We start from the raw sequence: 26,052 nt of genomic DNA on the forward strand, positions 1-26,052 counted from the left end.
GGATGGGAAGACTGTATCGGCAGGCGTTAATCTTGATCGCAAACCGATCTTGCCGCGTAAGTCTTGAGCCGTGTCGCGGCCGAATCCTTCTCCCCGCGACTCCACGGCTCTTCTGACAAAAGGTTGAACGCGGCCGGATCGATCTCGGGAAACAGGGTGTCGCCGCCCGGTTCGGCGTCGATCTCGGTCATTTCGATGCGATCGATCGCGGACCAGAGCAGACGGTAGATCTCCGCCCCGCCGACGACGGTGATCTCGCCTGCGCCGCGCTCCTTTGCGCATGCCGCGGCGATCCGCAGCGATTCGTCCCGGTCACGGGCGACGAGAACGCCCTCGACGTCCACATCGCCCGATCGCGTCAGAACGATCGTGTCTCGGCCGTCGAGCGCCTTGCCGATGGATTGCAGCGTCTTGCGGCCCATGATCATCGGCTTTCCCATGGTCAGCCGGCGATAGCGCTTCAGGTCGCTCGGGATCGACCACGGCATGCCGCCATCGGCCCCGATGACCCGGTTGCGGGCGGCCGCGACGACGGCGACGATGGTCAGTCCGTCGATCATACCGCGATGGGCGCCTTGATGCTCGGTGCCGCCTCGTAGTTCTCGATCGCGATGTCCTCGAAGGTGAAGGCGAAGAGATCCGTCACATCCGGGTTCAGCCGCAGTGCGGGAAGCGGGCCCGGTTCGCGCGACAGCTGCAGGCGGGCCTGCTCGAAATGGTTGTGGTAGAGATGGGCATCGCCCAGCGTGTGGACGAAATCCCCGACGCCGAGATCGCAGGCCTGCGCCACCATGTGGGTGAGGAGGGCGTAGGAGGCGATGTTGAAGGGAACGCCGAGGAAGATGTCGGCCGAGCGCTGATAGAGCTGGCAGGAGAGCCTGCCGTTTGCGACGTAGAACTGGAACAGACAGTGGCAGGGCGGCAGCGCCATCTCGTCGACGAGCGCCGGGTTCCAGGCCGACACGACGAGGCGGCGCGATTCGGGCTTCGTGCGGATCGCATGGACGACATCGGCGATCTGGTCCACATGGCCGCCCGCGTAATCGGGCCAGGAGCGCCACTGGGAGCCGTAGACGGGACCCAAATCCCCGTTCTCGTCGGCCCATTCGTCCCAGATCGTCACGCCGTTCGCCTTCAGATAGGCGATGTTCGTGTCCCCCTTCAGGAACCAGAGCAGTTCGTGCACGATCGAGCGGATATGCAGCTTCTTCGTGGTCAGCAGCGGAAAGCCCTCGGCCAGATCGAAGCGCATCTGGTGGCCGAAGACGGATCGCGTCCCCGTGCCCGTCCGGTCGCCCCGATCGGTGCCCTTGTCGAGGACATGGGCGAGGAGGGCGAGATATTGGCGGTCGACATGGGTGTCGGGCACCCGGGGTCGGTCAAGCATGGCATGCTCCGGATCGAGCGTTCTGGCGGCGCGCGCCGACGGGGACGGTCTGCCCATTGTCGCGCCCTCTTCCCGACATTTCCATGTTCGCTTCGCCCGCGCCCCGAATACCTGTTGAAAACCGGGTGCCGCACGGGGCGGGGTCGGTTGGAAAGCTGCGCGGAAAGTCCGCGAAAATTGGCCCTTTCGCGATGCGGCGATCGCCCCTATATTCAGCGGTGCCGGGCATTCGTCCGGCTATGGCGATAAACGTTCGATGCAATAAACCTTTCGGACCCGGGGGCGGTACCCGGCGCCTCCACCCGATCCCATCCGTGCCGATAACGGCGCCGCGATGGGATCCGGCGGGGGCGAAATAGGATCGACGAGGGCGTAAAGATCGGATTTTTGCTCGGAATGGTTCCGCCGTCATCGGGCCGTAACAATAGTTGCAAACGACAACTATGCGGAAGCACGTCTCGCCGCGTAAGCGGTGCGATAGCTTCGAATCAAGCCCTGGGGGTTCGCACTCCTAGGCGGGGCCCGGAGGCGCCTGGCAACAGAAGCCTCCACTTTTTTATCGGTGCCTGCTATGGCGTCGCGAAGGACTTCGAAATCGGGACCCCGGCATGAGCCAAGACCTCATTCGCTACGACGTGCTCGCGCAGGACGCCCTTCGCGGCGTGATCCGCAAGGTTCTCGGGGAAGTCGCGAAGACGGGCCTGCCCGGTGAGCATCACTTCTTCATCACCTTCCTGACCTCGGCATCGGGCGTGCGGATTTCCTCGCGGCTGCGCGAGAAGTATCCCGATCTGATGACGATCGTCGTCCAGCACCAGTACTGGGATCTGAGCGTCACCGAGAACGCGTTCGAGATCGGCCTCTCCTTCTCCGACATCCCGGAGAAGCTTCTGGTTCCCTTCTCCGCCGTGCGAGGCTTCTACGATCCATCGGTGAATTTCGAACTGGAATTCGACGTGCGCGGCGCCGAAGCCGCCAATTCCGACGCCTCCGAAGAGGATCTGGCGTCCGAGGGCGAGGCGCCGGCACCGGTCGGGGCCCTGTCGCCGACCCCGCTGCCCGCGCGCGAGAAGGTCGCGGTCTCCGAAGCCGCCGGGTCCGACGAGGGCGCGAAGGAAGAGCGCGCCGACGCTCAGGTCGTCTCTCTCGACGCGTTCCGCAAGAAGCCCTGATCCGAAGGGTTCTCGATGGCCGAGATCGTCAATCTCCGGCGTGCCCGAAAGGCGAAAGCCCGCAGCGAGCGTGAAGCGGCAGCAGCCGAGAACCGCATTCTCCACGGATTGCCGGGCGCGGTTCGATCGGCCGAGGCGGCGCGCCGCGAGCGCGCCGATCAGGTCCTCGACGGCCATCGCCTTGCCGAAGCAGGCGGGTCCGAAGACGGTCCGTCTTCGCGCCGGACCGATGCCATCGAGGACGCGGGTTCCAGACGCGACACCGAATCCTCGTCGTGACCGTCAAGCGCTCGCTTTCGATCCGCGGCCACCGAACCTCGATCACTCTCGAAGAGCCCTTCTGGCGCCATCTCGGCCACCTTGCCGAGGAACGCGGGACGAGCGTCGCCAGCCTCGTCGCCGAGATGGATGCCGCGCGCGATCCAGACGTCAATCTCTCCTCCGCCATCCGCGTCGCCCTGTTCGAAACGGTCTTGTCGCGGCTCGACGAAGTGGCAGGATCGCGGGCGGACCCGAACGCCTGATGGGTCAGGGTGGACTGCGGACCCTCCGACCGGGGGCGACCCGGATCGTCTTCGGATCCTCGTGTCGTCGGCTGCCCGTGTCGCATCGACCGAGGCGGGATGGCCGGCACGCGAACGCGGCACCGGCGTTTCGCATCCCTTCCTGAACCTCGATAGACTGCGTCTTCGATTCCAGTTCCGATGTTCCGGCCGCTGAGTGCCGGCAGGAAAAAGGCTGACAAGCCGAAAGGGACGTGCGCGCCCCGCCGCGCAACTCGCCGCGGGGCGCAGCTTTTGCGTCAGCGCTGGACGAGAAGCTGGTTGTAGCGCAGGGCGAGAAGCGTGCAAACCGCGCCGGAGAAGAGGTAGAGGCCGCCCGCGACGAGGCCGAACTGCGCCGAGAGGAACAGGGCGACGAAGGGCGCCGCGCCCGCGCCGAACATCCAGGCGAGGTCCGAGACGATCGCCGAGCCCGTATAGCGGTAGCGCGTCGGGAAGTTCGAGGCGACGGCGCCCGAGCTCTGTCCGAAGGCGAGGCCGAGCAGCGCGAAGCCGAGGCCCATATAGATGATCTCGCCGGTTTCGCCCATGCCCAGGAGCGAGGGCGCGAGGGCGCTGAAGACGATCATTCCGCCCGCGGTCGCGGCGAGAAGCGTGCGCCGGCCGTAGCGATCGGCAAGGAGGCCCGAGACGACGATCGCAAGGGTTCCGATGACGGCGCCGATGCTCTCGATGATGAGGAAGTGCGTCACGTTCTCTTCCGTGAAGAGCTCGACCCAGGAGAGGGGGTAGACCGTGACCATGTGGAACATGGCGAAGCTGGCGAGCGGCGCGAAGGTGCCGACCATGATGAAGCGCGGGAACCGGCGCACCGTGTCGCGCACGCCGGCGGCCTGCAACTCGCGCCGTTCGAACTGGTGGACATATTCCGGAGTCGCCACGATGCGAAGACGGCAGAACAGGGCCACGACGTTAACGGCGAACGCGACGAAAAACGGGAACTGCCATCCCCAGGCGTAGAATTCCGCCTCGGGAAGGAAGCCGTGGAAGAAGGCGAACAGGCCGGAGGCGAGGGCGAGACCGAAGGGTGCACCGATCTGCGGCACCATGGCCCACCAGCCGTCCTGTTCCTTCGGCGCGTTCATGGCCAAGAGCGAGGCCAGCCCGTCCCAGCTTCCGCCGAGGCCGACGCCCTGGCCGATCCGCAGGATGACGAGCAGCCAGACCGAATACATGCCGGCCTGCTCATAGGTCGGCAGGAAGGCGACGGCGACCGTCGAGGTGCCGAGCAGGAAGAGCGCCGTGGTCAGCTTGGTGCCCTTGCCGAAGCGCCTGTCCACCGCCATGAACATCCACGAGCCGAAGGGTCGGGCCACATAGGCGAGGGCGAAGACGGCGAAGGAATAGAGCGTGGCGGTCAGCGGGTCGACGAAGGGAAAGACCAGTCGCGGGAACACGATGACCGAGGCGATCGCGAAGACGAAGAAGTGGAAGAACTCCGCCGTGCGTCCGATGATCACGCCGATGGCGATGTCGCCGGGATCCAGGCGGTGATCGTCCGTGACGTCATCCCCGACCAACTGGCTGAAGCTGCCGCTCGTCGTATCGCTCATATCAACTCGTTCCGAACCAAAACGTGACCGATTGGGGCGAGAAAAGCACCCGCCGTGACATCCTGCCTACATGTAGGGGATTGAGGGATGACCCAAATTGTTGAATACGAGTTCCATAGCCCAGTCAACGTTCGTTCCCTGTCGGCAAGGCCGCAGGCCAGGCCATCACACCCAACGAGTTCGATCTCTTGCGATTGCCACGCTTCCTCCTCCTCACGCCGCTGCTTCTCCTCCTCGGTGGATGCGGTGATCTCGTCGTCCTGTTCCCGAACGGGGACATCGCGGCGCGCCAGCGGGACATGCTCCTGATCGCCACCGGGCTGATGCTTCTCATCATCATTCCCGTTCTGGTGATGACCTTCGTCTTCGCCTGGCGCTACCGGGCCAGCAACAAGGCCTCGAACTACCGTGCCGACTGGGATCATTCCACCAAGGTGGAACTCGCGATCTGGGCCGCGCCGCTGCTGATCATCATTCTTCTCGGTGCCGTCACCTGGGTGGGCACGCACCTCCTCGACCCCTATCGCCCGCTCGATTCGATCACGACGAGCGCCGAGGTGGACACCGATCAGGAGCCGCTGGTCGTCGAGGTGGTCGCGCTCAACTGGAAATGGATGTTCGTCTATCCCGAATATGGGATCGCGACCGTCAACGAGCTCGCGGCGCCGGTGAACCGTCCGATCCGCTTCGAACTGACGGCCGAATCGGTGATGAACGCCTTCTACGTCCCGACCCTTGCCGGGATGATCTACGCGATGCCCGGCATGGAGACGAAGCTGCATGCGGTGGTGAACAAGGCGGGCGTCTACGACGGCTTCGCCTCGCACTATAACGGCGCCGGCTTCTCCAACATGCGCTTCAAGTTCCACGGCCAGTCGCCGGAGGAGTTCGACGCCTGGGTTTCGAAGGTCCGCGAATCCGGCGACACGCTCGACCGCGACACCTATCTCGATCTCGCCCAGCCCTCGCAGGCCGATCCCGTGCGCTATTTCGGCGCGATCGATCCGATGCTCTATACCCGGATCGTCGGAATGTGCGTGGCCGAGGGCAAGCTGTGCATGCAGGAGATCCACCATATCGACGCCGGCCATGCCGAGCCGCCGACGGATATCAGCCTCGATCAGCTGACCTACGATCACAGCATTATCGATGGCTTCGGCTATGGCGGGGGCCATGGCGAGGACGCCCAGGGTGCGACCGCTCCGGCTTCGGACCGGGCGCCCCGTTCGGACAGCACGCGGGAGGGTGCGGGTCCGCAGGACGGCGAGGGAAGCATCGCGCCGCCCCAACTCAATCGGACAGAATGACCCGCGGCCCTTCGCCCGCGAAGGGCCCGTCCATCCGTCTTGAAGCTCATCCCTTCGGAGCTGCCTTCACATGCTAGCCAATCTCGACCTCTCCCGGTTCCTGTTCGGCCGTCTGACGCTGGACGCCATTCCCTATTACGATCCGATCCTCGTCGTGACCTTCATCGTCGTGGCGATCGGAGGCATCGGTCTTCTGTCGGCCATCACCTATTATCGCTGGTGGGGCTATCTGTGGCACGAGTGGTTCACCACCGTCGACCACAAGAAGATCGGCATCATGTACATGATCCTCGCGATCGTGATGCTGCTGCGCGGCTTTGCCGACGCGATCCTCATGCGGACCCAGCAGGCGATCGCCTTCAACGGGTCCGAAGGCTTTCTCCCCGCCCATCACTACGACCAGATCTTCACCGCCCACGGCGTGATCATGATCTTCTTCGTGGCGATGCCGCTGATCACCGGCATCATGAACTATGTGGTGCCGCTGCAGATCGGCGCGCGCGACGTCTCCTTCCCGTTCCTCAACAACTTCTCGTTCTGGATGACGGCTGGCGGCGCGATCCTGATCATGGCCTCGCTGTTCATCGGCGAGTTCGCGCGCACGGGCTGGCTCGCCTTCCCGCCGCTCTCCGGCGCGGACTACAGTCCGGGCGTCGGCGTCGACTATTACATATGGGGCCTGCAGGTCGCCGGCGTCGGAACGCTGCTCTCCGGCGTCAACCTGCTCGTGACCATCGTCAAGATGCGCGCGCCCGGCATGAGCATGATGCGCATGCCGATCTTTACCTGGTCGGCCCTGTGCACGAACGTGCTCATCGTCGCCTCCTTCCCCGTGCTGACGGCCGTTCTCGTGCTGCTCGGCCTCGATCGCTATGTCGGAACCCATTTCTTCACCAACGACATGGGCGGCAATTCGATGATGTATTTCAACCTCATCTGGATCTGGGGCCATCCGGAGGTCTACATCCTCATCCTGCCGCTGTTCGGCGTCTTCTCGGAGGTCACCTCCACCTTCTCCGGCAAGCGGCTCTTCGGCTACACGTCCATGGTCTACGCGCTGGTGGTCATCACCATCCTCGCCTATCTCGTCTGGCTCCATCACTTCTTCACGATGGGCAACGGGGCGAGCGTGAACTCGTTCTTCGGCATCACCACGATGATCATCTCGATCCCGACGGGCGTGAAGATCTTCAACTGGCTGTTGACCATGTACGAGGGCCGCATCCGCTTCGAACTGCCGATGATGTGGACGATCGCCTTCATCGTGACGTTCACGATCGGCGGCATGACGGGCGTTCTCCTCGCGGTGCCCCCCGTCGACTTCACCGTCCACAATTCGCTCTTCCTCGTCGCCCACTTCCACAACGTGATCATCGGCGGCGTGCTCTTCGGCGCGTTCGCGGCGATCAACTACTGGTTCCCGAAAGCCTTCGGCTTCAAGCTCAACGAGTTCTGGGGCAAGGTCAGCTTCTGGACCTGGGTCAGCGGCTTCTACCTCGCCTTCATGCCGCTCTACCTTCTCGGCCTGATGGGCGTCACGCGGCGCCTTCGCGAGTTCGACGATCCCTCGCTCCAGATCTGGTTCGTGATCGCGGCCGCAGGGGCCGGGCTCATCGCGATCGGCATCGGCGCGCTCCTCATGCAGATCTACGTCTCGATCCGCGATCGCGAGGCGCTTGCCGACACGACGGGCGATCCGTGGAACGGGCGCACGCTCGAATGGGCGACCACCTCGCCCCCGCCCCACTACAACTTCGCCTTCTCGCCCATGGTGCGCGACATCGACGCCTTCACGGACATGAAGCGGGCCGGCTTTTCGCGTCCGGAAAAGGGCTTCCGGTCGATCCACATGCCGAGGAACACGGGCGCCGGCGTCATCCTCGCCGGACTGTCCACCCTCTGCGGCTTCGCGCTGGTCTGGTATATCTGGTGGCTCGCGGCGGTCTCGTTCGTCGGCCTGATCGGCTATGCGATCTACCACACCTTCGACTACGACCGGGACTACTACATCACGGCCGACGAAGTGGCGAAGACGGAGCGCAAGGCAGCTTCCATGCTGGGCGCGAAAGGATAAGACATGGCGCAGACGACGGCCACGATGAGCGCCCCGCCCGAGGCGTTCTTCGAACTCGACGAGCACGAACACGAGACCGGCTCGAGCACCATGCTCGGGTTCTGGATCTATCTGATGAGCGACTGCCTCATCTTTGCGGTCCTGTTCGCCACATACGGCGTCCTCGCCACGAGCTATGCGGCCGGCCCCCGGCCGTCCGACCTGTTCGACCTGTGGCTCGTCGCGATCAATACGGGCTTCCTGCTCTTCTCGTCGATCACCTACGGCTTCGCCGTCATCGCGATGCAGGCCCGCAAGCAGGGGCAGGTCCTGTTCTGGCTCGGGATCACCGGGCTGCTCGGCATAGCCTTCGTCGGCGTCGAGCTCTACGAGTTCGCCCATTTCTTCGCCGAGGGCGCGCCGCCCCAGCGCAGCGGATTCCTGTCGGCCTTCTTCGCGCTCGTCGGAACACACGGTCTGCACGTGACCTTCGGCATCCTCTGGCTCGTCGTCCTGATGGTCCAGATCGCCCGGACCGGTCTCATCGACGACAACAGGCGCCGCGTCATGTGCCTGTCGATGTTCTGGCACTTCCTCGATGTCGTCTGGATCGGCGTCTTTACCTTCGTCTATCTCGTCAGGGTGATCTGATGGCCCATTCGACAACCGCCAAGAACGACCCGCACAGCGCCGCGCAGGTCGATCACGACCATGCCGGCCACATGGAGGGCGGCGAGGCCCATGCGACGCTGAAGGGCTATCTGACCGGCTTCGTCCTGTCGGTCATCATGACGGCGATCCCGTTCTGGCTGGTCATGGCCCGGCCGATCGAGAGCAGCGTCATCACGGCGCTCCTCGTCATCGGCTTCGCGCTGGCGCAGATCTTCGTCCACATGGTCTATTTCCTCCATATGGATTCCAAGTCCGAGAACGGCTGGACGATCATGGCGCTGATCTTCACCGGCGTTCTGGTGATCATCACGATCTCGGGCTCGCTCTGGGTCATGTACCACCTCAACACCAATATGATGCCCACGAGCGGCCAGGTGATGGAGAGCGAGACGGGCCTTCCGACGCCCGCTCCCCTCGGCGGCGTGACGGGCGGCGAGGCCGCAGGCACCGCCGCAGAGCCGGCCGGTCAGACGCCGTCCGCGCCGTCCAACTGAGGTCGGGGGTTTCTGAGGCGGCGGCGAGAGCGGCGCCCGGCCGCCGGCATCGGCTGGCGCCAAGCGATCCGGTGTCCGGCGCACACGCGCTCCGCCTCGGGCAGAAGCCTTGCGAAAGACGATGAACGAGAACGGCAGCTCCGACAGTCCCGATAGCTCCGGCGCGGATCGTGGAAGACGCGGCGGCGCGAGCCGCTCGGGGCTCGCCGTCATCGTTCTCCTCGGAGGCGTCCTGACGCTTCTCTTCTGTTCGCTCGGTGTCTGGCAGATCGAGCGCCGGGCCTGGAAGCTGGATCTGATCGCAGCCGTCGAGGCGCGGGTCACGGAAGAGGCCATTGCCGCGCCGGGGCCCGCCGAATGGCCGGATCTGACCCTCGAAGGCGACGAATATCAGCATGTCGCGATCACCGGCCGCTACCTTGAGGGCCGGGACGCCTATGCCCAGGCCGTGACCGATTACGGGTCCGGCTACTGGCTGATGACGCCCCTCGGCACCGCTGACGGGTTCACCGTATTCGTCAATCGCGGTTACGTCTCCCGACGGGATGGCGGCGACGACTTCGCCCCGCCGGATGGCGAGGTCCGGGTCGAGGGCCTTCTGCGCATGAGCCAGCCGGATGGCGCGTTTCTGCGGTCGAACGATCCGCAGGCCGGACGATGGTATTCGCGCGATACGGCCGCGATGGCGGCTGCGAACGACGTTCCCGGGCCCGTCGCACCCTATTTCATCGATGCAGGCGTCGGCGCCGAGCGTGCGCTGATGGGAGAGCCGAGTGGCGAAGAACCCGTCGAGGGGCTGACGAATATCGCCTTCCGGAACGAGCACCTCGTCTATGCGATCACATGGTTTTCGCTCGCGGCGCTCACACTCGGTGCGACCGGATTTCTGGTCCGGCGACAGCTGCGCCGGGCGAAGCGGGACTGACATCCGGGCCTCGCCGAACGAGGCGCGCAATCAGGTCGGCACGTCGATCCCATATCCGACCCGGCAGGACCGGCCTCGCTTATTGCTGCGCCGGGTTGTCGAGAACCGGACCAGCCTGATCACCGGCCCGCGTCAACTGCGTGGGTCCATGATCGATATCGCGGCCGATATCGGCCGTCACGAGTATCACCGCCATGACGGCGGCGATCAGGCACAAGGCGATGAGCATCCGGTCGGTGACCGATTTCCGGCGCTGTGAATATCGTTCTTCTGGTTCCATCCTGACCTTAGCCGCCTCCGCATTTTACTCTCCCAAGGTAACCAATGCGGTTTCGCCCCATTCCGTTGCCCGGCTCGCGAGTGTTTCAAGGAATGTTGAAGCCGCCGAGGGGATGGAAGCGAGGAGCATGGTCTGGCCCAATTCGCTGGTTCGGGATTGTTGAGGGATCGATCCGTCAGAAAGGAGACCGGCGCATCGGCTTCGATCGCGGCGCGGCACGGCTCGCATGCGGAGGTCTGCGGACGGATGTCCTTTCCCTGGTTGACTGACGTTATAACATAACATACCCAATGACGGAGAGAGCGGGCGCCGAGGCGTCCGCGCTGTCAGCGGAACTCTGCATGTCCAATTGCATCACATTTCGGGACCTGACGCTCGGCTATAACAGCCATCCGGCGGTCCATCATCTCGACGGAACCGTGCGCGCCGGCTCGCTGACGGCGGTGGTGGGTGCCAACGGATCCGGCAAGTCCACCCTGATGAAGGGCATTACCGGCATCCTGAAGCCGATCTCGGGCGAGTGCATGGTTTCGCCCGGCACGAGGCTCGCTTATCTGCCCCAGCAGTCGGAGATCGATCGGACCTTTCCCGCGCGCGTCAGCGATCTCGTCTCGCTCGGTCTGTGGCCGAGGCGCGGACTTCTGGGGCGTCACCTGGCCGAGGATCGCGAGGCGGTGGCGAACGCCCTTTCGGCGGTCGGTCTTCAGAATTTCGAGAAGCGGCCGATCGATTCCCTCTCGGGCGGGCAGTTGCAGCGCACGCTGTTTGCGCGGGTTCTGGTCCAGGATGCCGACCTCATTCTCCTCGACGAGCCCTTCAATGCGATCGATGCGCGCACGATCACCGATCTCATCGCCCTGATCGGCCGCTGGCACGACGAGCGGCGCACGGTGATGGTGGTCGTTCACGACATGGACCTCGTGCGGGACCACTTCCCCGAGGCGCTGCTTCTGGCGCGCGAGCCCGTCGCCTGGGGCGAGGCGCGGCAGACCCTTTCGGCCGAGAACCTTCTTCGCGCCCGCCGCTTTCACGAAGCCTGGAACGAGAATGCCGGCTGGTGCGCAAGCGACGACATATTGGCGCCGCAGGGCCCGGCCCTCGGCGCAGGCGGTTCCTCCCGGTCGCGGGACGCTGCGTGATGAGCGCCCTCTATGACGGGCTGATCGCCCCCTTCGCCGAATTCGGCTTCATGCAGCGCGCGCTCGGCGGCGCTATCCTTCTGTCCCTCAGCGCCTGTCCCGTCGGCGTGTTCCTGATGCTGCGGCGCATGAGCCTGACCGGCGATGCGATGGCCCACGCCATCCTGCCGGGCGCTGCGATCGGCTTCTTGTTCTATGGCCTCGCCATCGTGCCGATGACCCTCGGCGGCCTCGTCGCCGGCGTCGTGGTCGCGCTGGGCGCGGGCTTCGTCTCGCGCCTCACGGTGCAGAAGGAGGACGCGTCCATGGCGGCCTTCTATCTGATCTCCCTCGCGCTCGGCGTTCTCATCGTCTCCCTGCGCGGCTCCAATGTCGACCTGATGCACGTCCTGTTCGGCACGGTCCTCGCTCTCAACGACGAGGCGCTGACGCTGATCGGGATCATCACGGGAACGACGCTGGTGACCCTCGCGATCTTCTGGCGGGCCCTCGTTGCCGAATGTCTCGACCCGCTCTTCCTGCGCTCGGTCTCGCGGCTCGGGCCGCCGGTCCATTTCGTCTTCCTGGGGCTCGTCGTCCTCAACCTCGTGGGCGGCTTCCAGGCCCTCGGGACGCTGCTTGCCGTCGGCCTGATGATGCTGCCTGCCGCCGCGGCCCGGTTCTGGACCTCCCGCGTGATGCCGATGGTCCTCCTTGCCATCGTCATCGGTCTCGTCTCCTGCGTGGGCGGGCTCCTAATGTCCTACCACGCCTCGCTCGCCTCGGGGCCGTCGATCATCCTCGTCGCGGGCGCGATCTACATCCTCTCCACCCTGGCCGGTCCGCGCGGCATTCTCGGCTCGCGCATCCGGCCGCAACGCCACCGCACCGCCTGAACTCACGAAAGGACCATGGCCATGTCCAGAACCCTGACGCTTTCCGCCGCCGTTACCGCGCTTCTCCTGGCGGGAACCGCCCTGTCTCCCGCTTCGGCCGAGGAGAAGAAGCTCGACGTCGTCGCGAGCTTCTCGATCATCGCGGATCTCGCGAAGAATGTCGGGGGCGACCGGGTCGACATCACCACGCTCGTCGGGCCGAACGGGGACGCCCATGTCTACGAGCCGCGTCCGGCCGATGCGGCGGCGCTGTCGCAAGCCGATGTGATCCTCGCGAACGGTCTCCAGCTCGAAGGCTTCCTGCCGCGCCTCATCGAGGCGAGCGGCACCACGGCGCCGGTCGTCGAACTGACGAAGGGGGGCGAGATGCTGCGAAGCTCCGAAGAGGGGCATGACGGGCATCACGGTGCGGCCGAGGACGGGCGTGAGGACCACGGCCACGACCAGGCAGCCGCTGACGCGCACGATCATGGCGACGGGCACGGCGATGGGCAAGGCCATGACCATGACCATGAAGGCCATGATCATGCGGCCGAAGAGGGCGGCCATTCCCACGACCACGAGGAGACCGCCGATGCCGCCTCAGCCGGCGGCCATGGCCATCATCATCACGGGGAATACGATCCCCATGCCTGGCAGTCGGTCGCCAATGCCAAGGTCTATGTGGCCAATATCGCCGACGCCTTCTGCGCGGCCGACGAGGCGGGTTGCACGACCTATCGCGCCAATGCCGAGGCCTATGACAAGAAGCTCGACGACCTCGACGCCTATATCCGGCGCTCGGTCGCCGAGATCCCCGAGACCAAACGCGCGATCATCACCTCCCACGACGCCTTCGGCTATTTCGAACACGAGTACGGCATCGACTTCCTGGCGCCCGAGGGCGTCTCGACGGAATCGGAAGCCTCCGCCGCGGACGTCGCAGCCCTCGTGCGGCAGATCCGGGCGGACGATGCTTCGGCGGTGTTCGTCGAGAACGTCACCAATCCGCGCCTGATCGAGCAGATCGCCAGCGAGACCGGCCTCAAGGTCGGCGGCGAACTCTATTCCGACGCCCTCTCCGACGGGAGCGGGCCGGCATCGACCTATATCGACATGATGCGGCACAACATCGACACCATCAAATCCGACGTCATGGGAAGCTGACGCGGCCGATGGCAGGGCCGCGCCCGAACTGACGACCACTTGAGTTCGCGAAGAACGCCCTGATCGGTTGCGCCGACCGGGGCGTTTCCGCGTTCGGGGACCGTGAGGGGAAGAGATCGGCCTGAACGCCGAAACACGGCGGCGCTGTCGCCGCTTGCGCGCTGGAAATGAAAAGGGTGGCCCTGGTAGCGCCCGGTGGCGTCCCGGGTCTTGGGGAGAGACCACGAAGGGGATCGCGAAGATGGTGCCGGCGGAGAGGATCGAACTCCCGACCTTCGGTTTACAAAACCGCTGCACTACCGCTGTGCTACGCCGGCCCCGGCGCCGTCCTTACATCAGGCGGGGGCGGCTCGCAATCTTCGCGGCGTCCGGGCGGTGCGCGATTTCGCCTTGTGTCTCGAAACGAAACCGGCGAAGTCTCGGGACAGACGAGCCTTTTTCCGTCCCGTTCGAAGCCGGCGAGCCTTGCGATACCGATGTCCAAATCCGTTCATTCGATCAGCTTTCTCGCAAGCGCGACCCCCGGCGCGCTGGAGGCGGCGAACCGGTTGAAGGCGATCTACGGGCAGGACGATCCGAACCGGGCCGATGTGGTCGTCGCGCTCGGCGGCGACGGCTTCATGCTGCAGACGCTGCATCGCTTCATGAATACGGGCACGCCGATCTACGGGATGAACCGGGGAACGGTCGGCTTCCTGATGAACGACTATTCGGAAGCGAACCTGCGCGAACGGCTCGAGGCCGCCGTCGAGAACTGGATCCATCCGCTGACCATGACGGCGGAGGACGAGAACGGCGAGATCCGCGAGGAACTGGCGATCAACGAGGTCTCGGTCTTCCGCCAGTCCTTCCAGGCGGCGCGGCTGAGGATCGCCGTCGGCGGGACGGTGCGGCTGGAGGAACTCGTCTGCGACGGCGTTATGGTGGCGACCCCCACCGGCTCGACGGCCTACAACCTGTCCGCACAGGGCCCGATCATTCCGATCGAAGCGCCGCTTCTCGCCTTGACGCCGGTCAGCCCCTTCCGTCCGCGTCGCTGGCGCGGTGCGCTTCTGGCGAACCATCAGGTCGTGGAGATCACGGTTCTCGAGCCGGGCAAGCGCCCGGTCAATGCCGTCGCTGATGCCCAGGAGGTGAAGTCCGTGCGCCGGGTGCAGATCCGCGAGAGCGGCAAGGACAAGGCGCTGATCCTGTTCGACGAGACCCATTCCTGGGACGAGCGGATTCTCGCCGAGCAGTTCCGTTATTGAGGGCGGGGCGGGCGGGCTGTCCGCCCATCCGGTGACGCGCCCGATCCCGCGAAGACCGGATGCGCCGTTGCGATGTCCGCCTTACGCCCTCGCGCTGCCCGCCCGGCCGAGAACGCCGCCGATGACGGCGACGATCGCTCCGAGAAGAAGTGCGATGAAGGCGGCGAAGGAGGCAGACGAGACCGAGCGCGCGGCATCGTCCGCGAGCTGGCGCGCCTCGCGGGCCATCTGATCGACGGCCTGCTGATAGCTGGCGAGCCGCTGTTCGGCCGCCGAGCGCGAGAGCCCGCCCGCCTCCTGGATCGCGCGGATCGCCGCATCGCGCTCTTCGGGGCTCGCCGTCTCGGAGAGGCCGCCCGCGATCTCGGCGAAGCGGGCGCCGAGTGCCGTCGGATCGACGCCTCCGCCATTGCCGGCCTCGCCGCTTGCCGAAGCGTCGGCGCTATCGCCCGCCTGATCGGCGGCCGCGCCGCCGCCGCCCTGGCCGGGCGACAGGAGCGAGCGCAGATCGGAGGCGACACCATCGGGAAGGCCGCCGGCGGTAGGGGAGGCGGACTGACCGAGTGCGCCTGCGGCATTCGTCAGGCTGCTGACCGAGGCCCCGACCGCCCCGAAGGCACCGCCGAGGACCGAGGAGGCTGTGCCGCCGAGAACGAGGACCACGAGGAGGGTGGCGACGGCCCAAGTCACGAGCCCGTGGAGGACGGCGTCCATGCGATCTGCGAGCCCGGCGAGGCGGCCGCAGGCATAGGCGCCGACGAAGAGCCCGACGAGAGCCGCGACGAGGGAGTAGATGCCGGCGGTGGAGGCCAGCGCAGTCGCGGAACCCTCGCTTCCCGGAAGGCTCGCGAGCCCGATGCCGAGGCCGAGAAGGCCGAGCATCAGCTGGATCGCGATGGCGAGGATCACCCCGGCGATGACTGCGCCCCAGGACATGGTCCGGCCCTTCGGCCCCATGCCCGGCGTGTAACGTTCTCTGCGAATTTCGCCGATTGCCATAGTTGCGAACTTCCGTGTGCTTAGCGCTTCGTTTGGGCCTAGGGTGCCGTCGTCGAGGGTTGCCCGTCCCGCCTATATGGGGCGGAGGATGCCACTGGCCGCTTTTCGCGGCCTCGGCATATCGACAACCGTGAAGGACTTTGCTAAGGGCGCGCGACCGAAAAGCAAGAGCCTGCGGCCGATCTATCGTTCCGGGCGAGCATCAAACCACAACACGTTCAGACTGGCGGAACCGTCCTTGCAGATCATCGTCCGAGACAACAATGTCGATCAGGCCCTTCGCGCGCTCAAGAAGAAGCTTCAGCGCGAGGGCGTCTTCCGTGAAATGAAGCAGCGCAGCTTCTACGAAAAGCCGTCCGAGAAGCGCGTGCGCGAGAAGGCAGAGGGTGTTCGCCGCGCTCGCAAGCTCGCCCGCAAGCAGGCCCAGCGCGAAGGCGTGATGCCCGGCCGCGGCCACTGAGACGCCCGCGATCCGTCCGGGACGGTCGGATCACGGTATCTGTTCGAGAGTTTCGAGAAGCCGATCCCGCGGGGGGTCGGCTTTTCGCGTCTGGGGCATCGGGCTGAAAATCCGGCCCGGTTTCCGGATCGTCGGGGTCAATGGAGGCCGGCCGAGTGTGGTCCGGCGATCACAGTCGGCGGTCCGATATCGCCGATGACGGCGCCGGCCTCCAATTCGGCCGCCTCCCGCTCTAGGGTCTCGGACCCGATCCAAGAATCGGGCCCGAGGCTCCTGTTTTTTGCTGACGCATCGGATGGACCGAAAACCGGGTCCATTTTTCGGTCCGATGCTTTAGTCAGGAAGTCCTCATCTCGTTTTCGCGCGACCCACGGAGCCTGTACGACCGGTGATGGTTCATTCCGCTTTTCTCTCGTCGACGATCGCCCGCACGGCGCCGGTCCTTCTGGCCGCCGGCCTCGTTCTGGCGGGCTGCCAGACCGGTTCGGAGCCGATGGTGAACGCCATCGCCCTCGATGCCGATCAGGGATCGGACCAGAATCTCGCCTCGCTGACGGCGGCGGTGAACGCCAATCCGCGCGATCCCGAAGCCTACAACGTACGCGGTACAGCTTTCGGTCGTTCGGGGCAGAACGCGGCGGCGATCCAGGACTTCACGACGGCGATCTCGCTCGATCCGAACTTCTATCAGGCCTATGCGAACCGGGCGCTGATCTTCCGGCAGACCGGCGAGCGGCTGAAGGCCGTCGAGGACTACAACCGCGCTCTCCAGATCAATCCGAACTATGATTCGGCCTATATCGGTCGCGGCAACATCTACCGGCTCGCCGGCCGGAACCGGGAAGCCCTGGTCGATTTCCAGCGGGCGATCGATCTCAACACCACCGATCCGCGCGCCTATCACAATCGCGGCCTGCTCTATCAGCTCGACGGCCAGCACAACCAGGCGATCGAGGACTTCTCCCGGGCGATCTCGCTGCAGTCCACCGCCGCCGAACCCTATTCGGGACGGGGCGTGTCCTATCTCGCCCTCGGCGATGTCGAGAACGCGGCGAGCGATTTCTCGGCCGCTCTGCGGATCGATCAGACCAAGGCCGAGTACTGGGTCAATCAGGCGATCCTTCTCGAGCGCCAGGGCGACCGGCAGAAGGCCTACCGTTCCTATGCCCGGGCCGCCCAGCTCGATCCGACCTATGCGCCGGCCAAGGACGGCATGAGCCGCACCCGCGCCTGAGCGGACGCTCCGGCGGCACCATCGATCCCGATAAGAGAAGGGGCGGCTCGACGAGCCGCCCCTTTCGTTCGTGCACCATGATTTTGAGGGCGCCTTTACTCGGCGGCCGTCACCTTGATGATGGTCGAGGCATCGGAATCGGGAATTTCGGAGACGGCATAGATCGCGCCGTCCGATCCGACCTTCACGTCGCGGATGCGCTCGCCGAGCGGGATGCGCTCCTCGGTTGCGACACGCTCTCCCGCATCGTCGAGGCGCACGACGACGAGACCCTCCGTCACGAGGCCGCCGATGATCATGGCGTCCTGCCAGTCCGGGAACTGGTCGCCCTGATAGAGCGCCATGCCCGAGGGGCCGATCACCGGGTCCCAGTAATAGACCGGCTGGGCCATGCCTTCCTGGGCGGTGCGGCCCGGGCCGATCTCCTCGCCGGAATAGGCGACGCCGTAGGTGATCGCCGGCCAGCCGTAATTGATGCCGCTTTCCGGGCGGTTGAGCTCGTCGCCGCCCGCCGGGCCGTGCTCGACGGTCCACAACCGGCCCTCGGCGTCGAGGGCCGCGGACTGGAGGTTACGGTGGCCGTAGGAGAAGATCTCCGGCTGGATCTTGGCATGGCCGTAGAACGGATTGTCCTCGATCGCCTCGCCCGTCGCGGGATCGATGCGGAAGACCTTGCCGAGGCCCGAGGTGAGGTCCTGCGCCTCGTCGCGGATCGGCGTATCGGAGCGCTCGCCGACGGTCACGAAGAGATGGCCCTCGGGCGAGAACACCAGGCGCGAGCCGAAATGCTTGTCGCCGTCATAGCTCGGCATCTGCTGGAAGATGACCTCGACATTATCGAGCGCGCCGCCGTTCTCGCCGCTCTCCGTCAGGGTGGCCTTGGCGACGGAGGTGCCGTTGCCGTCCTCGCGCGGCTCGGAGAAGGAGAAGTAGATCGTGTTCGACTGCTCGAAATCGGGTGCGAGCGCGATGTCGAGAAGGCCGCCCTGGCCTTCGGACATGACCTCGGGCACGCCCTCGATGGCCGGGCCCGGCTCGCCGTCCTGCGAGAGGATGTGCATGTCGCCGGCCTTGGTCGCGACGAGCATGCGGTTATCGGGCAGGAATTCCATCGACCAAAGCTGCGGCAGGCCCTCGGCGATCACCTCGGTCGAGACCTCGACCGGGTTTTCAGGCTGGGCCGCGCGCGTCTGGCCCTCGAAAGCTGGCTGCTGATCGGGGGCGTTGGCCTCTCCGTCCTCGACAGGCTGTCCGCCGGCCGGGGCGTCGTCACCACCGGTGGCGGGCACTTCGCCCTCGACATGATCGAGCGGCGAGCTGTCGCCGGTGGAGGCGCCGGAATTCTGGGCGAGCGCGGTGCCGCCGGCCATCAGCAACAGGGAGAGGGCGCTACCGGCCAGAAGGCGGGTCATTCTCATCGTGGAAGATCTCCATCGTCGCGCGGGCTCGACATGTCCCGCTGTTCGCGTCCCGATGAAGATGGGCGGGCGGTGCGATAGAGGCAGGGGCGTGCTCTTCACGTCCATGCCCCTTCCGCTCAACTCCCTGCGATCGAAAGGTGTTTTCGCGTTCCGGGGCGGAACACCCGCGGGCGCGTCAGAGGATTGACGGCCTGGGGGGTATCAGGCCGCGCCGATCAGACGATAGCTCACCTTGTCGGGATCGGGCGCGAAGGCCGACTCGGAGCGTGCGAGATCGCCCATCCGGTCGTGATGGGGCGACTTCACGCAGGCCGGGTCCGTGGCGCTCGCATCCCCGACGAGCGCGAGCGCCTGGCATCGGCAGCCTCCGTAATCGATATGCTTGCGCTCGCAGGAGCGGCAGGGCTCCTGCATCCAGTCCGTGCCGCGATAGGCTTCGAAGGCGGGGCCATGATCCCAGACATCGGCGAGGGAATGGTCGCGCACGGACCAGAAGTCGAGATGCTCGATCGTCTCGGCCGCATGGCAGGGCAGAACCTTGCCGGACGGCGTGACGGAGAGCGTGCGCGTGCCCCAGCCACCGTTACAGAGCTTGGGATATTTCGCGTAATAGTCCGGGAAGACGGCGTCGATGACGAGCACGCCCTTCAGGCGCTCGCGTGCTTCCTCCACCTGCTCGATGGTGCGGTCGACATCCGCCTTGGTCGGCATGAGATGGGCCCGGTTGCGCAGCGCCCAGCCATAATACTGGGTATGGGCGATCTCGATGCGCTTGGCGCCGAACTCCACCGCCTTCTCGATCATCACCGGAACCTGATGGATGTTCTGGCGATGGATCACGGAATTGAGGGTGAGGGGGAAGCCGCGGGCGACCACCTGACGGGCAAATTCCTGCTTGCGCTCGAAGGCGCCCTTCATGCCGGCGACCGCGACGGTGATCTCCTCGTCGGCCCCTTGCATGGAGAGCTGGATGTGGTCGCAGCCCGCCTCGAACAGGGCGTCGAGCTGGCTTTCCTTCACGCCGACGCCGGAGGTGATGAGATTGGTGTAGAGCCCGACCTCGGCCGCATGCCGCGTCAGTTCCACGATGTCCTTGCGAGAGCAGGGCTCTCCGCCCGACAGGTGGAGATGGATCACGCCGAGATCGGCGGCCTCGCTGAAGACGCGCTTCCAGGTCTCGGTGTCGAGCTCGGCCGAGCGGCTTTCGAGTTCGATCGGGTTCGAGCAGTAGGTGCAGCGCAGCGGGCAGCGATGGGTGAGTTCGGCGAGGAGGCCGATGGGCGGCTGCGGCTTCGGTTTCGGCGCGCTCGAAGGGCGGGGGCGATCGTCGAGAAGGGTCTCGCTCATAGGGTCACCATCTGCTTGTCGCGCAGGTCGATCAGGAAGGCTTCCACATCGGGACGGATCACGGCCGGCTCGGCGGTGAAGACGCTCGCGAGATCGGCGACGATGCCGGCGATGTCGGTCTGCCCGTCGACGCGCTTCAGGATCTCCACGGAGACCCCGTCGATGTTGAAGATGCGCTCGGGGCCGACGAGGATATGGCCGCCCCGCGCCTTGTCGGCACGAAACCTCACGCCGTGGGGCAGTTTGGGGACGGTGGCGTCGGGAAGCTCGCCCATCACGCCGCCTTCGTCGCCTGGGCGGCGTCCGGTGCCCATGCGTCGAAGGGCAGGTGGCGCGGTTCCACATAGGCGTGGTGAAGGGCGTCGAGCTGCGTCCAGAGCACCTGACACTTGAAGGTGAGGGCGTCGATCACGGCCTGCTGCTCTTCTGGGCGCCGAGCGTTTTCGAGGCAGTAGGTGAGGGCGAAATCGCTGTCGCGCTTGGCCTGGACCGGCCGCTTGTCGAAATAGGCCAGGGTCTCGGGGGTGATGAAATCGTAGTGCTCCAGCATGCCCTTGGTGCGCACGCCGATGACGTTCGGGGAGAAGAGTTCGGTCAGCGAAGAGGCGATGGCCTCAAGGAGCGTGCGGTCGCGCACGAAATTCACATAGGCGTCGACGGAAAAGCGCGTCGCCGGCAGGATGCCCTTGCCGGACATCACATAATCCCGGTCGAGCCCCACGCCTTCCGCGAGCGCGATCCACTTGACGATGCCGCCGCGCTCGGTCTCGGTGCCGTCATGGTCGATGATGCGCTCGCGCCATTCCCGGCGCAGCTCCACGCTGCCGAGGCGGGCGAGGATATGGGCATCCTTCACCGGGATCATCGACTGGTAATAATAGCGGTTGAGCGCCCAGGCCTGGACCTGCGGCTTCGACAGCCGGCCCTCCTGGAGCATGATCTGGAACGGATGGTTCGAATGATAGCGCGTGCGCCCGATCTCACGCAGACGGGCTTCGAGGTCGGCCTTGGAAAGCATCTCGGTCATAGGCTGAGGTCCATCCCGTCATAGGCGACCTCCCACCCGGCCGCTTCGACTGTCTTCTTTGCCTCCGATCCGTCGATCCAGATCGGATTGGTGTTGTTGATGTGAATATAGACCCGTCGGCCGATCTTCGCATCGTCGAAAATGGAGAGACTTCCCCCTTCGCCCGAGATCGGCATATGGCCCATGCGGCGCCCGGTCTTCACGCCGACGCCGGCCTCCTTCATCTCCTCGTCCACGAAGACCGTGCCGTCGAAGAGAAGCGCGTCGGCGCCGGCCACGCGCTCCTTCAGGCTGTCCGGCACATGGGCGCATCCGGGAATGTAGTAGATCGTCCGCCCGTGGGCGCTGAGCCTGACGCCGACCGTCATCTCGCTCTCCTCGCCCACATCCACGGTGCCGGTCTCCAGATAAAGCGGCACCTTGCCGGGAACGGAGAAGAGTTCAGCGGTAAGGCCCGGAACCGGTTCGAAGGGCGAGCCCGGCACGATGCGGGTCTTCGTCACGTGATCGGGATCGAGGACCTGAAACACCGGATTGGCGGCGATGATGTCGTGGACGCCGCCCGTGGCATAAAGGGTGAAGTTCTGCTTCTCGCGGATCGTCAGGAGACCTGCGGTATGGTCGACATCGCCATTGGTGATGAGGACGGAGGCGATCGGCGAGGAGCGCAGGGCGCCGGCACGGGCCTTCGCGGTCGCGCTCGGGCGCATGGCCGCGCGATCGACGATCTGCTGGCGCAGATCCGGGGATGCGTTGAGGAGAAGCCAGTTCTCGTCATCGGCCGTGACGGCGATGGACGACTGCGTGCTGGCGCGAACCCTCTCGTCTCCCTCCCAAAAGAGGCGACAGGTCTCGCAGAGACAGTTCCATTGGGGAAAGCCGCCTCCCGCAGCCGCCCCAAGAACCAAAAGCCGCAGGCGGGGTTTCCCCCGCCCACGGCTATCGAAGTCGGTCTGCAAGTCTTAGAATTCGATCGGCATATAGCCGTTGATTTCCATCGCGACGCAGACTTCGGTGATGACGGGCTTGTTCCAGGCCATGTTCATTCTCCCAAGATATGGTTGTGTCGGGTCTACCGACGTTTGCTACGGCAGTGCCCAGCCGGACCTTACATAGCAAATCCCGGACATTTGGTGAAGGGTCGTTCACGCGTGAGTGTAATTCTCCTATAGAATGGGAAAAAGTCCCAGACGTGCTGCGGGTTGTCTCTGCCGGCAGCTGATCCACCACGGATCCCGCACGCTCCAAGGCATGGGGCGGTACGGCACGGGACGGACCGGACCCGCTCGCGGCGCTCTTCATCCCTGCGCAAGCTGCAGGACGGATAAGCCCTTAACGGATCCTTAACGGACCGGCCTCGGCACCGCGACGATGGGTGCGGCCGGCCCGCACGGACCCGATCCGACCGGCTTTCCGGGAACCGAGCGGGGGCGCAGCCATGGCGATCGACATCATGAAGAGTGCGCCGGTCGGCGCCATCGGATCCAAGGGCGCGAACGGCACCAAGGGCGGGCGCGAGATCGGCTTTGCGATCGCGATCGTCTTCGTCCTGACGGTCCTCTTCATTCCGATCCCGCCGATCCTGATCGACATGGGCCTCGCTCTGTCGGTGGCTCTCTCGATCCTCATCCTGATGGTGGCCCTCTGGATCGAGAAGCCCCTCGAATTCTCCGCCTTTCCAACCGTTCTCCTGCTCGCCACGATGCTGCGCCTGTCGCTCAACATCGCGACGACCCGCGTGATCCTGTCCCAGGGTCATGAGGGCGTGAATGCGGCCGGTCACGTGATCGGCGGCTTCTCGAACTTCGTCATGGGCGGCGACTTCTTCATCGGCCTCGTGGTCTTCGCCATCCTGATCATCGTCAACTTCATGGTGATCACCAAGGGCGCGACCCGTATCGCGGAAGTCGGCGCGCGCTTCACCCTCGATGCGATCCCCGGCAAGCAGATGGCGATCGACGCCGATCTTTCGGCCGGCCTCATCAACGAGAAGGAGGCCCAGTCGCGGCGCAAGGAACTGGAGGAGGAATCCTCCTTCTTCGGCGCCATGGACGGTGCCTCCAAATTCGTGCGCGGCGATGCGATCGCCGGTCTCATCATCACCGCCGTCAACATCTTCGGCGGCATCTGCATCGGCATCCTGCGCCACGGCATGGATGCCGCCTCGGCCGCCGACGTCTTCACCAAGCTGTCGGTCGGCGACGGCCTCGTCAGCCAAATCCCCGCCCTCATCATCTCGCTGGCGGCCGGTCTCCTTGTCTCCAAGGGCGGCACGCGCGGCGCTGCCCAGCTCGCCGTCGTCGGCCAGCTCGGAAAATATCCGCTCGCCCTCTCGGTCTCGGCCGGACTGATGATGATCCTCGCGATCCTCCCGGGCCTGCCCTTCGTGCCGTTCTCGGCCCTCGGCCTGATGCTCGCCTTCGTCGCCTACGTCATTCCGAAGAAGCGGGCCGAGGAGAAGGCGAAGGAGGATGCCGAGGAGACGGCCCAGCAGGCGGCGGCCGCCCAGAGCGAGAAGAATTCGGTCAAGGAGAGCCTCAAGATCGTCGAGATCGAACTCGTGCTCGGCAAGCAGATGTCGGCATCGCTGATGCTCCAGCGCGACGAACTCGGCCACCGGGTCCAGAAGATGCGCCGCCGCTTCGCCTCGCGCTACGGCTTCGTCGTTCCCGAGATCAAGCTGTCCGACGATCTGGCGATCGGTCCGAAGAGCTACGAGATCAAGGTCCACGGAACCACCGTCGCCACCCAGGAGATGCGGATCGGCGAGCTGATGATCGTCCTCGGCGAGACGCCGGCGCCGGAAGTCCCGCACGATCTCACCAAGGAGCCGGCCTTCGGCATGAAGGCCGCCTGGATCTCGGAGAGCTTCGCCTCCGAGGTGCGCCGCCAGGGCCACCAGCCGATCGACACCCTGACGATCGTCCTCACCCACCTGTCGGAGATCCTGCGCAACAACCTCGCCCAGCTTCTGTCCTACAAGGACATGCGCGCGCTGGTCGACCGGCTGGAGCCGGAATACAAGCGCCTCATCGAGGAGATCATCCCCGCCCACATGTCCTATTCGGGACTCCAGGCGGTGCTGAAGCTGCTCCTTGCCGAACGGGTCTCCATCCGCAATCTCAACCTCATCCTCGAGGCGATCGCGGAGATCGCGCCCCATGTCCGGCGATCCGAACAGATCGTCGAGCACGTGCGCATGCGCATGGCCCAGCAGATCTGCGGCGACCTTCTGCACAACGGCACGCTTTCGGTCCTGCGCCTCGGCAATCAGTGGGATCTCGCCTTCCATCAGGCGCTGAAGCGCGATGCCAAGGGCGATGTGGTGGAGTTCGACATCGATCCGCGCCTCGTCGAGCAGTTCGCCCAGGAGGCGACCAAGATCATTCGCGACAAGATGGACCAGGGCGAGGTCTTCGCCCTCGTCGCCGCGCCCGATGCCCGCCCCTATGTGCGGATGATGATCGAGCGGATCTTCGTCAACCTGCCGGTCCTCAGCCATGTGGAGATCGCCCGGGGCGTCGACCTGAAGACCATCGGCTCGATCTCGTGAGCGACGCCGCCTCGACCATCGTCTTCGCCCTGTTCCTGGTGTTCTGCCGGATCGGGACCTGCCTGATGCTCCTGCCCGGCTTCTCCTCGAATCGCATCCCGCCCCAGATCCGCCTGTTCCTCGCCTTCGCGATCTCGCTCGCTTTGGCGCCGGTGCTTCTGCCGGTGCTTCGGCCGCTCGTCGAGGGCGCGAGCGACGCGGTGCGACTGAAGCTGATGATCTCGGAGATCATGATCGGCTTCTTCATCGGCCTTCTCGGCCGAAGCTTCCTGATCGCCCTGTCCTTCTTCGGCCATGTGGTCGCCAATGCCGTCGGCATGGGCCAGCAGATGGGGCCGGTCTACGAGGACGCGCCCGATCCGGTGATCGGCACCATGATCACGCTGACGGCGACCGTCCTCATCTTCGTGACCAATCTGCATGCCGAGATCGCCCGGGCCCTCGTCGCCTCCTACACCGCGATGCCGGCTTCGGCCGGCTTCGGCATCCAGCCGAGCCTCATCAGCCTCACCGACAATCTGGATCTCGCCTTCGTGCTGTGCCTGCGCATCGCGAGCCCCTTCGTCCTCTACGCCGTCATCGTCAACTTCGCCGTCGGCCTCGCCAACAAGCTGACGCCGCAGATCCCGATCTACTTCATCTCCCTTCCCTTCGTTCTGGCCGGCGGCCTCTTCCTGTTCGGCTATGTGGTCGGCGACTTCCTCATCATCTTCATGAACGCCTTCGAGGACTGGGTGCTGGCCGGATGAGCGATGCCGCAAGGAAGAAGAAGCGCCTCGAGCGGGTTCTGAAGGTTCAGGCCCAGAAGCGGCAGATCGAGGAATGGGCGCTCGCCCAGCTCAAGCAGAAGCACGACGAGATCGACCGCTCCGATCGCGAGATCCTCGACAGTCTCGACCCCGAGCATCGGCTGCACGGCCTCTTCGTGGAGGCCAAGGTGAAGTCGCTGCGGCGCAACGACGTGGAGCGCCGCCGCAACGAGGAGGAGCAGAAGCTCGGCGAGGCGCGCCTTGCCGAAGTGCGGCTGCAGGAAAAGGGCATCGAGCGGCGGATGAAGGCGGCGAGCCGGGAGGCGGCGAGCGATGTGGAGGCGGCAGCCCTCGAAAGCCATGTGGAGAGCTTCCTCGCGCGGCTCGCCAACAGTCTCGGATAAGCCGGCCCCTCTAGATTGAGGCGAACCGGACCTTTCGAGACT

At 65.3% G+C, this 26,052-nt stretch carries 25 protein-coding genes, 1 tRNA gene, 1 other RNA gene and 2 pseudogenes; 18 read left to right on the top strand and 11 right to left on the bottom strand.

Features of this window, described 5'->3' with window-relative positions; translation table 11 throughout:
• Nucleotides 1-26 precede the first annotated feature (26 nt).
• Nucleotides 27-560, bottom strand: a complete 534-nt coding sequence (locus tag DYI37_RS15360; RefSeq protein ID WP_116684140.1) for a dihydrofolate reductase — start codon at nt 558-560, stop codon at nt 27-29.
• Entirely contained in the window at nt 557-1,387 is an 831-nt protein-coding gene (locus tag DYI37_RS15365) for a thymidylate synthase (RefSeq protein WP_116684228.1), read from the bottom strand. Before DYI37_RS15365 ends, DYI37_RS15360 begins: the two co-directional genes overlap by 4 nt.
• A gap of 180 nt (nt 1,388-1,567) precedes the next feature.
• Between DYI37_RS15365 and ssrA the strand changes: the two genes are divergently transcribed.
• From ssrA to DYI37_RS15385, 4 genes are all read left to right on the top strand, one after another.
• Nucleotides 1,568-1,940, top strand: a transfer-messenger RNA (tmRNA) gene (gene ssrA / locus DYI37_RS15370).
• Nucleotides 1,941-1,995: 55 nt separating this feature from the next.
• Entirely contained in the window at nt 1,996-2,559 is a 564-nt protein-coding gene (locus DYI37_RS15375; protein WP_116684141.1) for an SspB family protein, read from the top strand.
• A 15-nt stretch (nt 2,560-2,574) separates the two neighbouring features.
• Nucleotides 2,575-2,838, top strand: a complete 264-nt coding sequence (locus DYI37_RS15380) for a DUF4169 family protein (protein WP_116684142.1) — start codon at nt 2,575-2,577, stop codon at nt 2,836-2,838.
• Nucleotides 2,835-3,083, top strand: a complete 249-nt coding sequence (locus DYI37_RS15385) for a ribbon-helix-helix domain-containing protein (RefSeq protein ID WP_116684143.1) — start codon at nt 2,835-2,837, stop codon at nt 3,081-3,083. The genes DYI37_RS15380 and DYI37_RS15385 overlap by 4 nt, the downstream gene beginning before the upstream one ends.
• 278 nt (nt 3,084-3,361) lie before the next feature.
• Here the strand turns inward: DYI37_RS15385 and DYI37_RS15390 are convergent, their stop codons facing one another.
• Nucleotides 3,362-4,675 (bottom strand): MFS transporter, encoded by a 1,314-nt coding sequence (locus DYI37_RS15390; RefSeq protein WP_116684144.1) that lies wholly within the window; start codon nt 4,673-4,675, stop codon nt 3,362-3,364.
• Between the two features lie 188 nt (nt 4,676-4,863).
• On the opposite strand from DYI37_RS15390, the gene cyoA reads away from it, so the two are divergent.
• The 5 genes and pseudogenes from cyoA to DYI37_RS15415 all read left to right on the top strand — a co-directional run bounded on the left by cyoA (nt 4,864) and on the right by DYI37_RS15415 (nt 10,126).
• Nucleotides 4,864-5,982 (top strand): ubiquinol oxidase subunit II, encoded by a 1,119-nt coding sequence (gene cyoA / locus DYI37_RS15395; RefSeq protein ID WP_116684145.1) that lies wholly within the window; start codon nt 4,864-4,866, stop codon nt 5,980-5,982.
• A gap of 70 nt (nt 5,983-6,052) precedes the next feature.
• Nucleotides 6,053-8,056: a cytochrome o ubiquinol oxidase subunit I gene (gene cyoB, locus DYI37_RS15400; protein ID WP_116684146.1), complete on the top strand. Its 2,004-nt coding sequence runs from the start codon at nt 6,053-6,055 to the stop codon at nt 8,054-8,056.
• 3 nt (nt 8,057-8,059) lie between these two features.
• Nucleotides 8,060-8,686, top strand: a complete 627-nt coding sequence (gene cyoC / locus DYI37_RS15405; RefSeq protein ID WP_116684147.1) for a cytochrome o ubiquinol oxidase subunit III — start codon at nt 8,060-8,062, stop codon at nt 8,684-8,686.
• A pseudogene (gene cyoD / locus DYI37_RS15410) lies at nt 8,686-9,093 on the top strand (cytochrome o ubiquinol oxidase subunit IV); the annotation flags it as partial. The gene cyoC and the pseudogene cyoD, both read left to right, overlap by 1 nt.
• 229 nt (nt 9,094-9,322) lie before the next feature.
• Nucleotides 9,323-10,126, top strand: a complete 804-nt coding sequence (locus tag DYI37_RS15415) for an SURF1 family protein (RefSeq protein WP_116684149.1) — start codon at nt 9,323-9,325, stop codon at nt 10,124-10,126.
• A gap of 79 nt (nt 10,127-10,205) precedes the next feature.
• Here DYI37_RS15415 and DYI37_RS19820 read toward each other — a convergent pair whose 3' ends face one another.
• Nucleotides 10,206-10,406 carry a hypothetical protein gene (locus DYI37_RS19820; protein WP_147307934.1) on the bottom strand — a complete coding sequence of 67 codons (201 nt, stop codon included), beginning with the start codon at nt 10,404-10,406 and terminating at the stop codon, nt 10,206-10,208.
• Nucleotides 10,407-10,747: 341 nt separating this feature from the next.
• Between DYI37_RS19820 and aztA the strand changes: the two genes are divergently transcribed.
• From aztA to DYI37_RS15430, 3 genes are read left to right on the top strand one after another with little or no spacing between them, the layout of a single operon-like run.
• Entirely contained in the window at nt 10,748-11,545 is a 798-nt protein-coding gene (aztA, locus tag DYI37_RS15420; RefSeq protein WP_116684150.1) for a zinc ABC transporter ATP-binding protein AztA, read from the top strand.
• Nucleotides 11,545-12,420 carry a zinc ABC transporter permease AztB gene (gene aztB / locus DYI37_RS15425; RefSeq protein ID WP_116684151.1) on the top strand — a complete coding sequence of 292 codons (876 nt, stop codon included), beginning with the start codon at nt 11,545-11,547 and terminating at the stop codon, nt 12,418-12,420. The genes aztA and aztB overlap by 1 nt, the downstream gene beginning before the upstream one ends.
• A gap of 21 nt (nt 12,421-12,441) precedes the next feature.
• Nucleotides 12,442-13,566, top strand: coding sequence for a metal ABC transporter solute-binding protein, Zn/Mn family (locus tag DYI37_RS15430; RefSeq protein WP_116684229.1), 1,125 nt, complete (start codon nt 12,442-12,444; stop codon nt 13,564-13,566).
• Between the two features lie 242 nt (nt 13,567-13,808).
• Here the strand turns inward: DYI37_RS15430 and DYI37_RS15435 are convergent.
• Nucleotides 13,809-13,883: transfer RNA gene (locus DYI37_RS15435), tRNA-Thr, on the bottom strand.
• A gap of 159 nt (nt 13,884-14,042) precedes the next feature.
• Between DYI37_RS15435 and DYI37_RS15440 the strand changes: the two genes are divergently transcribed.
• On the top strand, nt 14,043-14,816 hold the full coding sequence (locus tag DYI37_RS15440) for an NAD kinase (RefSeq protein ID WP_116684152.1): 774 nt from the start codon (nt 14,043-14,045) through the stop codon (nt 14,814-14,816).
• An 81-nt stretch (nt 14,817-14,897) separates the two neighbouring features.
• On the opposite strand, the gene DYI37_RS15445 is transcribed toward DYI37_RS15440, so the two are convergent.
• Nucleotides 14,898-15,752, bottom strand: a complete 855-nt coding sequence (locus DYI37_RS15445; RefSeq protein WP_147307935.1) for a hypothetical protein — start codon at nt 15,750-15,752, stop codon at nt 14,898-14,900.
• 301 nt (nt 15,753-16,053) lie between these two features.
• On the opposite strand from DYI37_RS15445, the gene rpsU reads away from it, so the two are divergent.
• Entirely contained in the window at nt 16,054-16,275 is a 222-nt protein-coding gene (gene rpsU / locus DYI37_RS15450; protein WP_116684154.1) for a 30S ribosomal protein S21, read from the top strand.
• Between the two features lie 391 nt (nt 16,276-16,666).
• Nucleotides 16,667-17,509: a tetratricopeptide repeat protein gene (locus tag DYI37_RS15460; RefSeq protein ID WP_116684156.1), complete on the top strand. Its 843-nt coding sequence runs from the start codon at nt 16,667-16,669 to the stop codon at nt 17,507-17,509.
• Between the two features lie 95 nt (nt 17,510-17,604).
• On the opposite strand, the gene DYI37_RS15465 is transcribed toward DYI37_RS15460, so the two are convergent.
• The 5 genes and pseudogenes from DYI37_RS15465 to pqqA all read right to left on the bottom strand — a co-directional run bounded on the left by DYI37_RS15465 (nt 17,605) and on the right by pqqA (nt 22,350).
• Entirely contained in the window at nt 17,605-18,921 is a 1,317-nt protein-coding gene (locus DYI37_RS15465; protein ID WP_425365056.1) for a PQQ-dependent sugar dehydrogenase, read from the bottom strand.
• Nucleotides 18,922-19,131: 210 nt separating this feature from the next.
• Nucleotides 19,132-20,277 carry a pyrroloquinoline quinone biosynthesis protein PqqE gene (gene pqqE, locus DYI37_RS15470; protein WP_116684157.1) on the bottom strand — a complete coding sequence of 382 codons (1,146 nt, stop codon included), beginning with the start codon at nt 20,275-20,277 and terminating at the stop codon, nt 19,132-19,134.
• Nucleotides 20,274-21,304, bottom strand: a pseudogene (gene pqqC, locus DYI37_RS15480) (pyrroloquinoline-quinone synthase PqqC). Before pqqC ends, pqqE begins: the two are co-directional and overlap by 4 nt.
• Nucleotides 21,301-22,221, bottom strand: a complete 921-nt coding sequence (gene pqqB, locus DYI37_RS15485; protein ID WP_116684231.1) for a pyrroloquinoline quinone biosynthesis protein PqqB — start codon at nt 22,219-22,221, stop codon at nt 21,301-21,303. The pseudogene pqqC and the gene pqqB overlap by 4 nt, the downstream one beginning before the upstream one ends.
• A 45-nt stretch (nt 22,222-22,266) precedes the next feature.
• Nucleotides 22,267-22,350: a pyrroloquinoline quinone precursor peptide PqqA gene (gene pqqA, locus DYI37_RS20585; protein WP_199520178.1), complete on the bottom strand. Its 84-nt coding sequence runs from the start codon at nt 22,348-22,350 to the stop codon at nt 22,267-22,269.
• A gap of 407 nt (nt 22,351-22,757) precedes the next feature.
• Here pqqA and flhA point away from each other — a divergent pair, with 407 nt between their 5' ends.
• The 3 genes from flhA to DYI37_RS15505 are packed head-to-tail and all read left to right on the top strand — an operon-like array spanning nt 22,758 to nt 26,010.
• On the top strand, nt 22,758-24,857 hold the full coding sequence (gene flhA, locus DYI37_RS15495) for a flagellar biosynthesis protein FlhA (RefSeq protein WP_245413958.1): 2,100 nt from the start codon (nt 22,758-22,760) through the stop codon (nt 24,855-24,857).
• Nucleotides 24,854-25,606: a flagellar biosynthetic protein FliR gene (locus DYI37_RS15500; RefSeq protein WP_116684160.1), complete on the top strand. Its 753-nt coding sequence runs from the start codon at nt 24,854-24,856 to the stop codon at nt 25,604-25,606. Before flhA ends, DYI37_RS15500 begins: the two co-directional genes overlap by 4 nt.
• Nucleotides 25,603-26,010, top strand: a complete 408-nt coding sequence (locus tag DYI37_RS15505) for a hypothetical protein (RefSeq protein WP_116684161.1) — start codon at nt 25,603-25,605, stop codon at nt 26,008-26,010. Before DYI37_RS15500 ends, DYI37_RS15505 begins: the two co-directional genes overlap by 4 nt.
• Nucleotides 26,011-26,052 lie beyond the last annotated feature (42 nt).

It is taken from the genome of Fulvimarina endophytica (assembly GCF_003403015.1).
Taxonomy (GTDB): domain Bacteria; phylum Pseudomonadota; class Alphaproteobacteria; order Rhizobiales; family Rhizobiaceae; genus Fulvimarina; species Fulvimarina endophytica.

What these genes read in the sequence shown, in the direction of transcription:
- DYI37_RS15465 (WP_425365056.1), bottom strand. Translation starts at nt 18,921, where the DNA reads ATGACCCGCCTTCTGGCCGGTAGCGCCCTCTCCCTGTTGCTGATGGCC.
- DYI37_RS15365 (WP_116684228.1), bottom strand. Translation starts at nt 1,387, where the DNA reads ATGCTTGACCGACCCCGGGTGCCCGACACCCATGTCGACCGCCAATAT.
- flhA (WP_245413958.1), top strand. Translation starts at nt 22,758, where the DNA reads ATGAAGAGTGCGCCGGTCGGCGCCATCGGATCCAAGGGCGCGAACGGC.
- DYI37_RS19820 (WP_147307934.1), bottom strand. Translation starts at nt 10,406, where the DNA reads ATGGAACCAGAAGAACGATATTCACAGCGCCGGAAATCGGTCACCGAC.
- DYI37_RS15415 (WP_116684149.1), top strand. Translation starts at nt 9,323, where the DNA reads ATGAACGAGAACGGCAGCTCCGACAGTCCCGATAGCTCCGGCGCGGAT.
- DYI37_RS15430 (WP_116684229.1), top strand. Translation starts at nt 12,442, where the DNA reads ATGTCCAGAACCCTGACGCTTTCCGCCGCCGTTACCGCGCTTCTCCTG.
- DYI37_RS15440 (WP_116684152.1), top strand. Translation starts at nt 14,043, where the DNA reads ATGTCCAAATCCGTTCATTCGATCAGCTTTCTCGCAAGCGCGACCCCC.
- cyoB (WP_116684146.1), top strand. Translation starts at nt 6,053, where the DNA reads ATGCTAGCCAATCTCGACCTCTCCCGGTTCCTGTTCGGCCGTCTGACG.
- DYI37_RS15390 (WP_116684144.1), bottom strand. Translation starts at nt 4,675, where the DNA reads ATGAGCGATACGACGAGCGGCAGCTTCAGCCAGTTGGTCGGGGATGAC.
- aztB (WP_116684151.1), top strand. Translation starts at nt 11,545, where the DNA reads ATGAGCGCCCTCTATGACGGGCTGATCGCCCCCTTCGCCGAATTCGGC.
- DYI37_RS15380 (WP_116684142.1), top strand. Translation starts at nt 2,575, where the DNA reads ATGGCCGAGATCGTCAATCTCCGGCGTGCCCGAAAGGCGAAAGCCCGC.
- cyoC (WP_116684147.1), top strand. Translation starts at nt 8,060, where the DNA reads ATGGCGCAGACGACGGCCACGATGAGCGCCCCGCCCGAGGCGTTCTTC.
- DYI37_RS15375 (WP_116684141.1), top strand. Translation starts at nt 1,996, where the DNA reads ATGAGCCAAGACCTCATTCGCTACGACGTGCTCGCGCAGGACGCCCTT.
- pqqE (WP_116684157.1), bottom strand. Translation starts at nt 20,277, where the DNA reads ATGAGCGAGACCCTTCTCGACGATCGCCCCCGCCCTTCGAGCGCGCCG.
- pqqA (WP_199520178.1), bottom strand. Translation starts at nt 22,350, where the DNA reads ATGAACATGGCCTGGAACAAGCCCGTCATCACCGAAGTCTGCGTCGCG.
- DYI37_RS15460 (WP_116684156.1), top strand. Translation starts at nt 16,667, where the DNA reads ATGGTTCATTCCGCTTTTCTCTCGTCGACGATCGCCCGCACGGCGCCG.
- aztA (WP_116684150.1), top strand. Translation starts at nt 10,748, where the DNA reads ATGTCCAATTGCATCACATTTCGGGACCTGACGCTCGGCTATAACAGC.
- DYI37_RS15360 (WP_116684140.1), bottom strand. Translation starts at nt 560, where the DNA reads ATGATCGACGGACTGACCATCGTCGCCGTCGTCGCGGCCGCCCGCAAC.
- DYI37_RS15505 (WP_116684161.1), top strand. Translation starts at nt 25,603, where the DNA reads ATGAGCGATGCCGCAAGGAAGAAGAAGCGCCTCGAGCGGGTTCTGAAG.
- DYI37_RS15445 (WP_147307935.1), bottom strand. Translation starts at nt 15,752, where the DNA reads ATGTCCTGGGGCGCAGTCATCGCCGGGGTGATCCTCGCCATCGCGATC.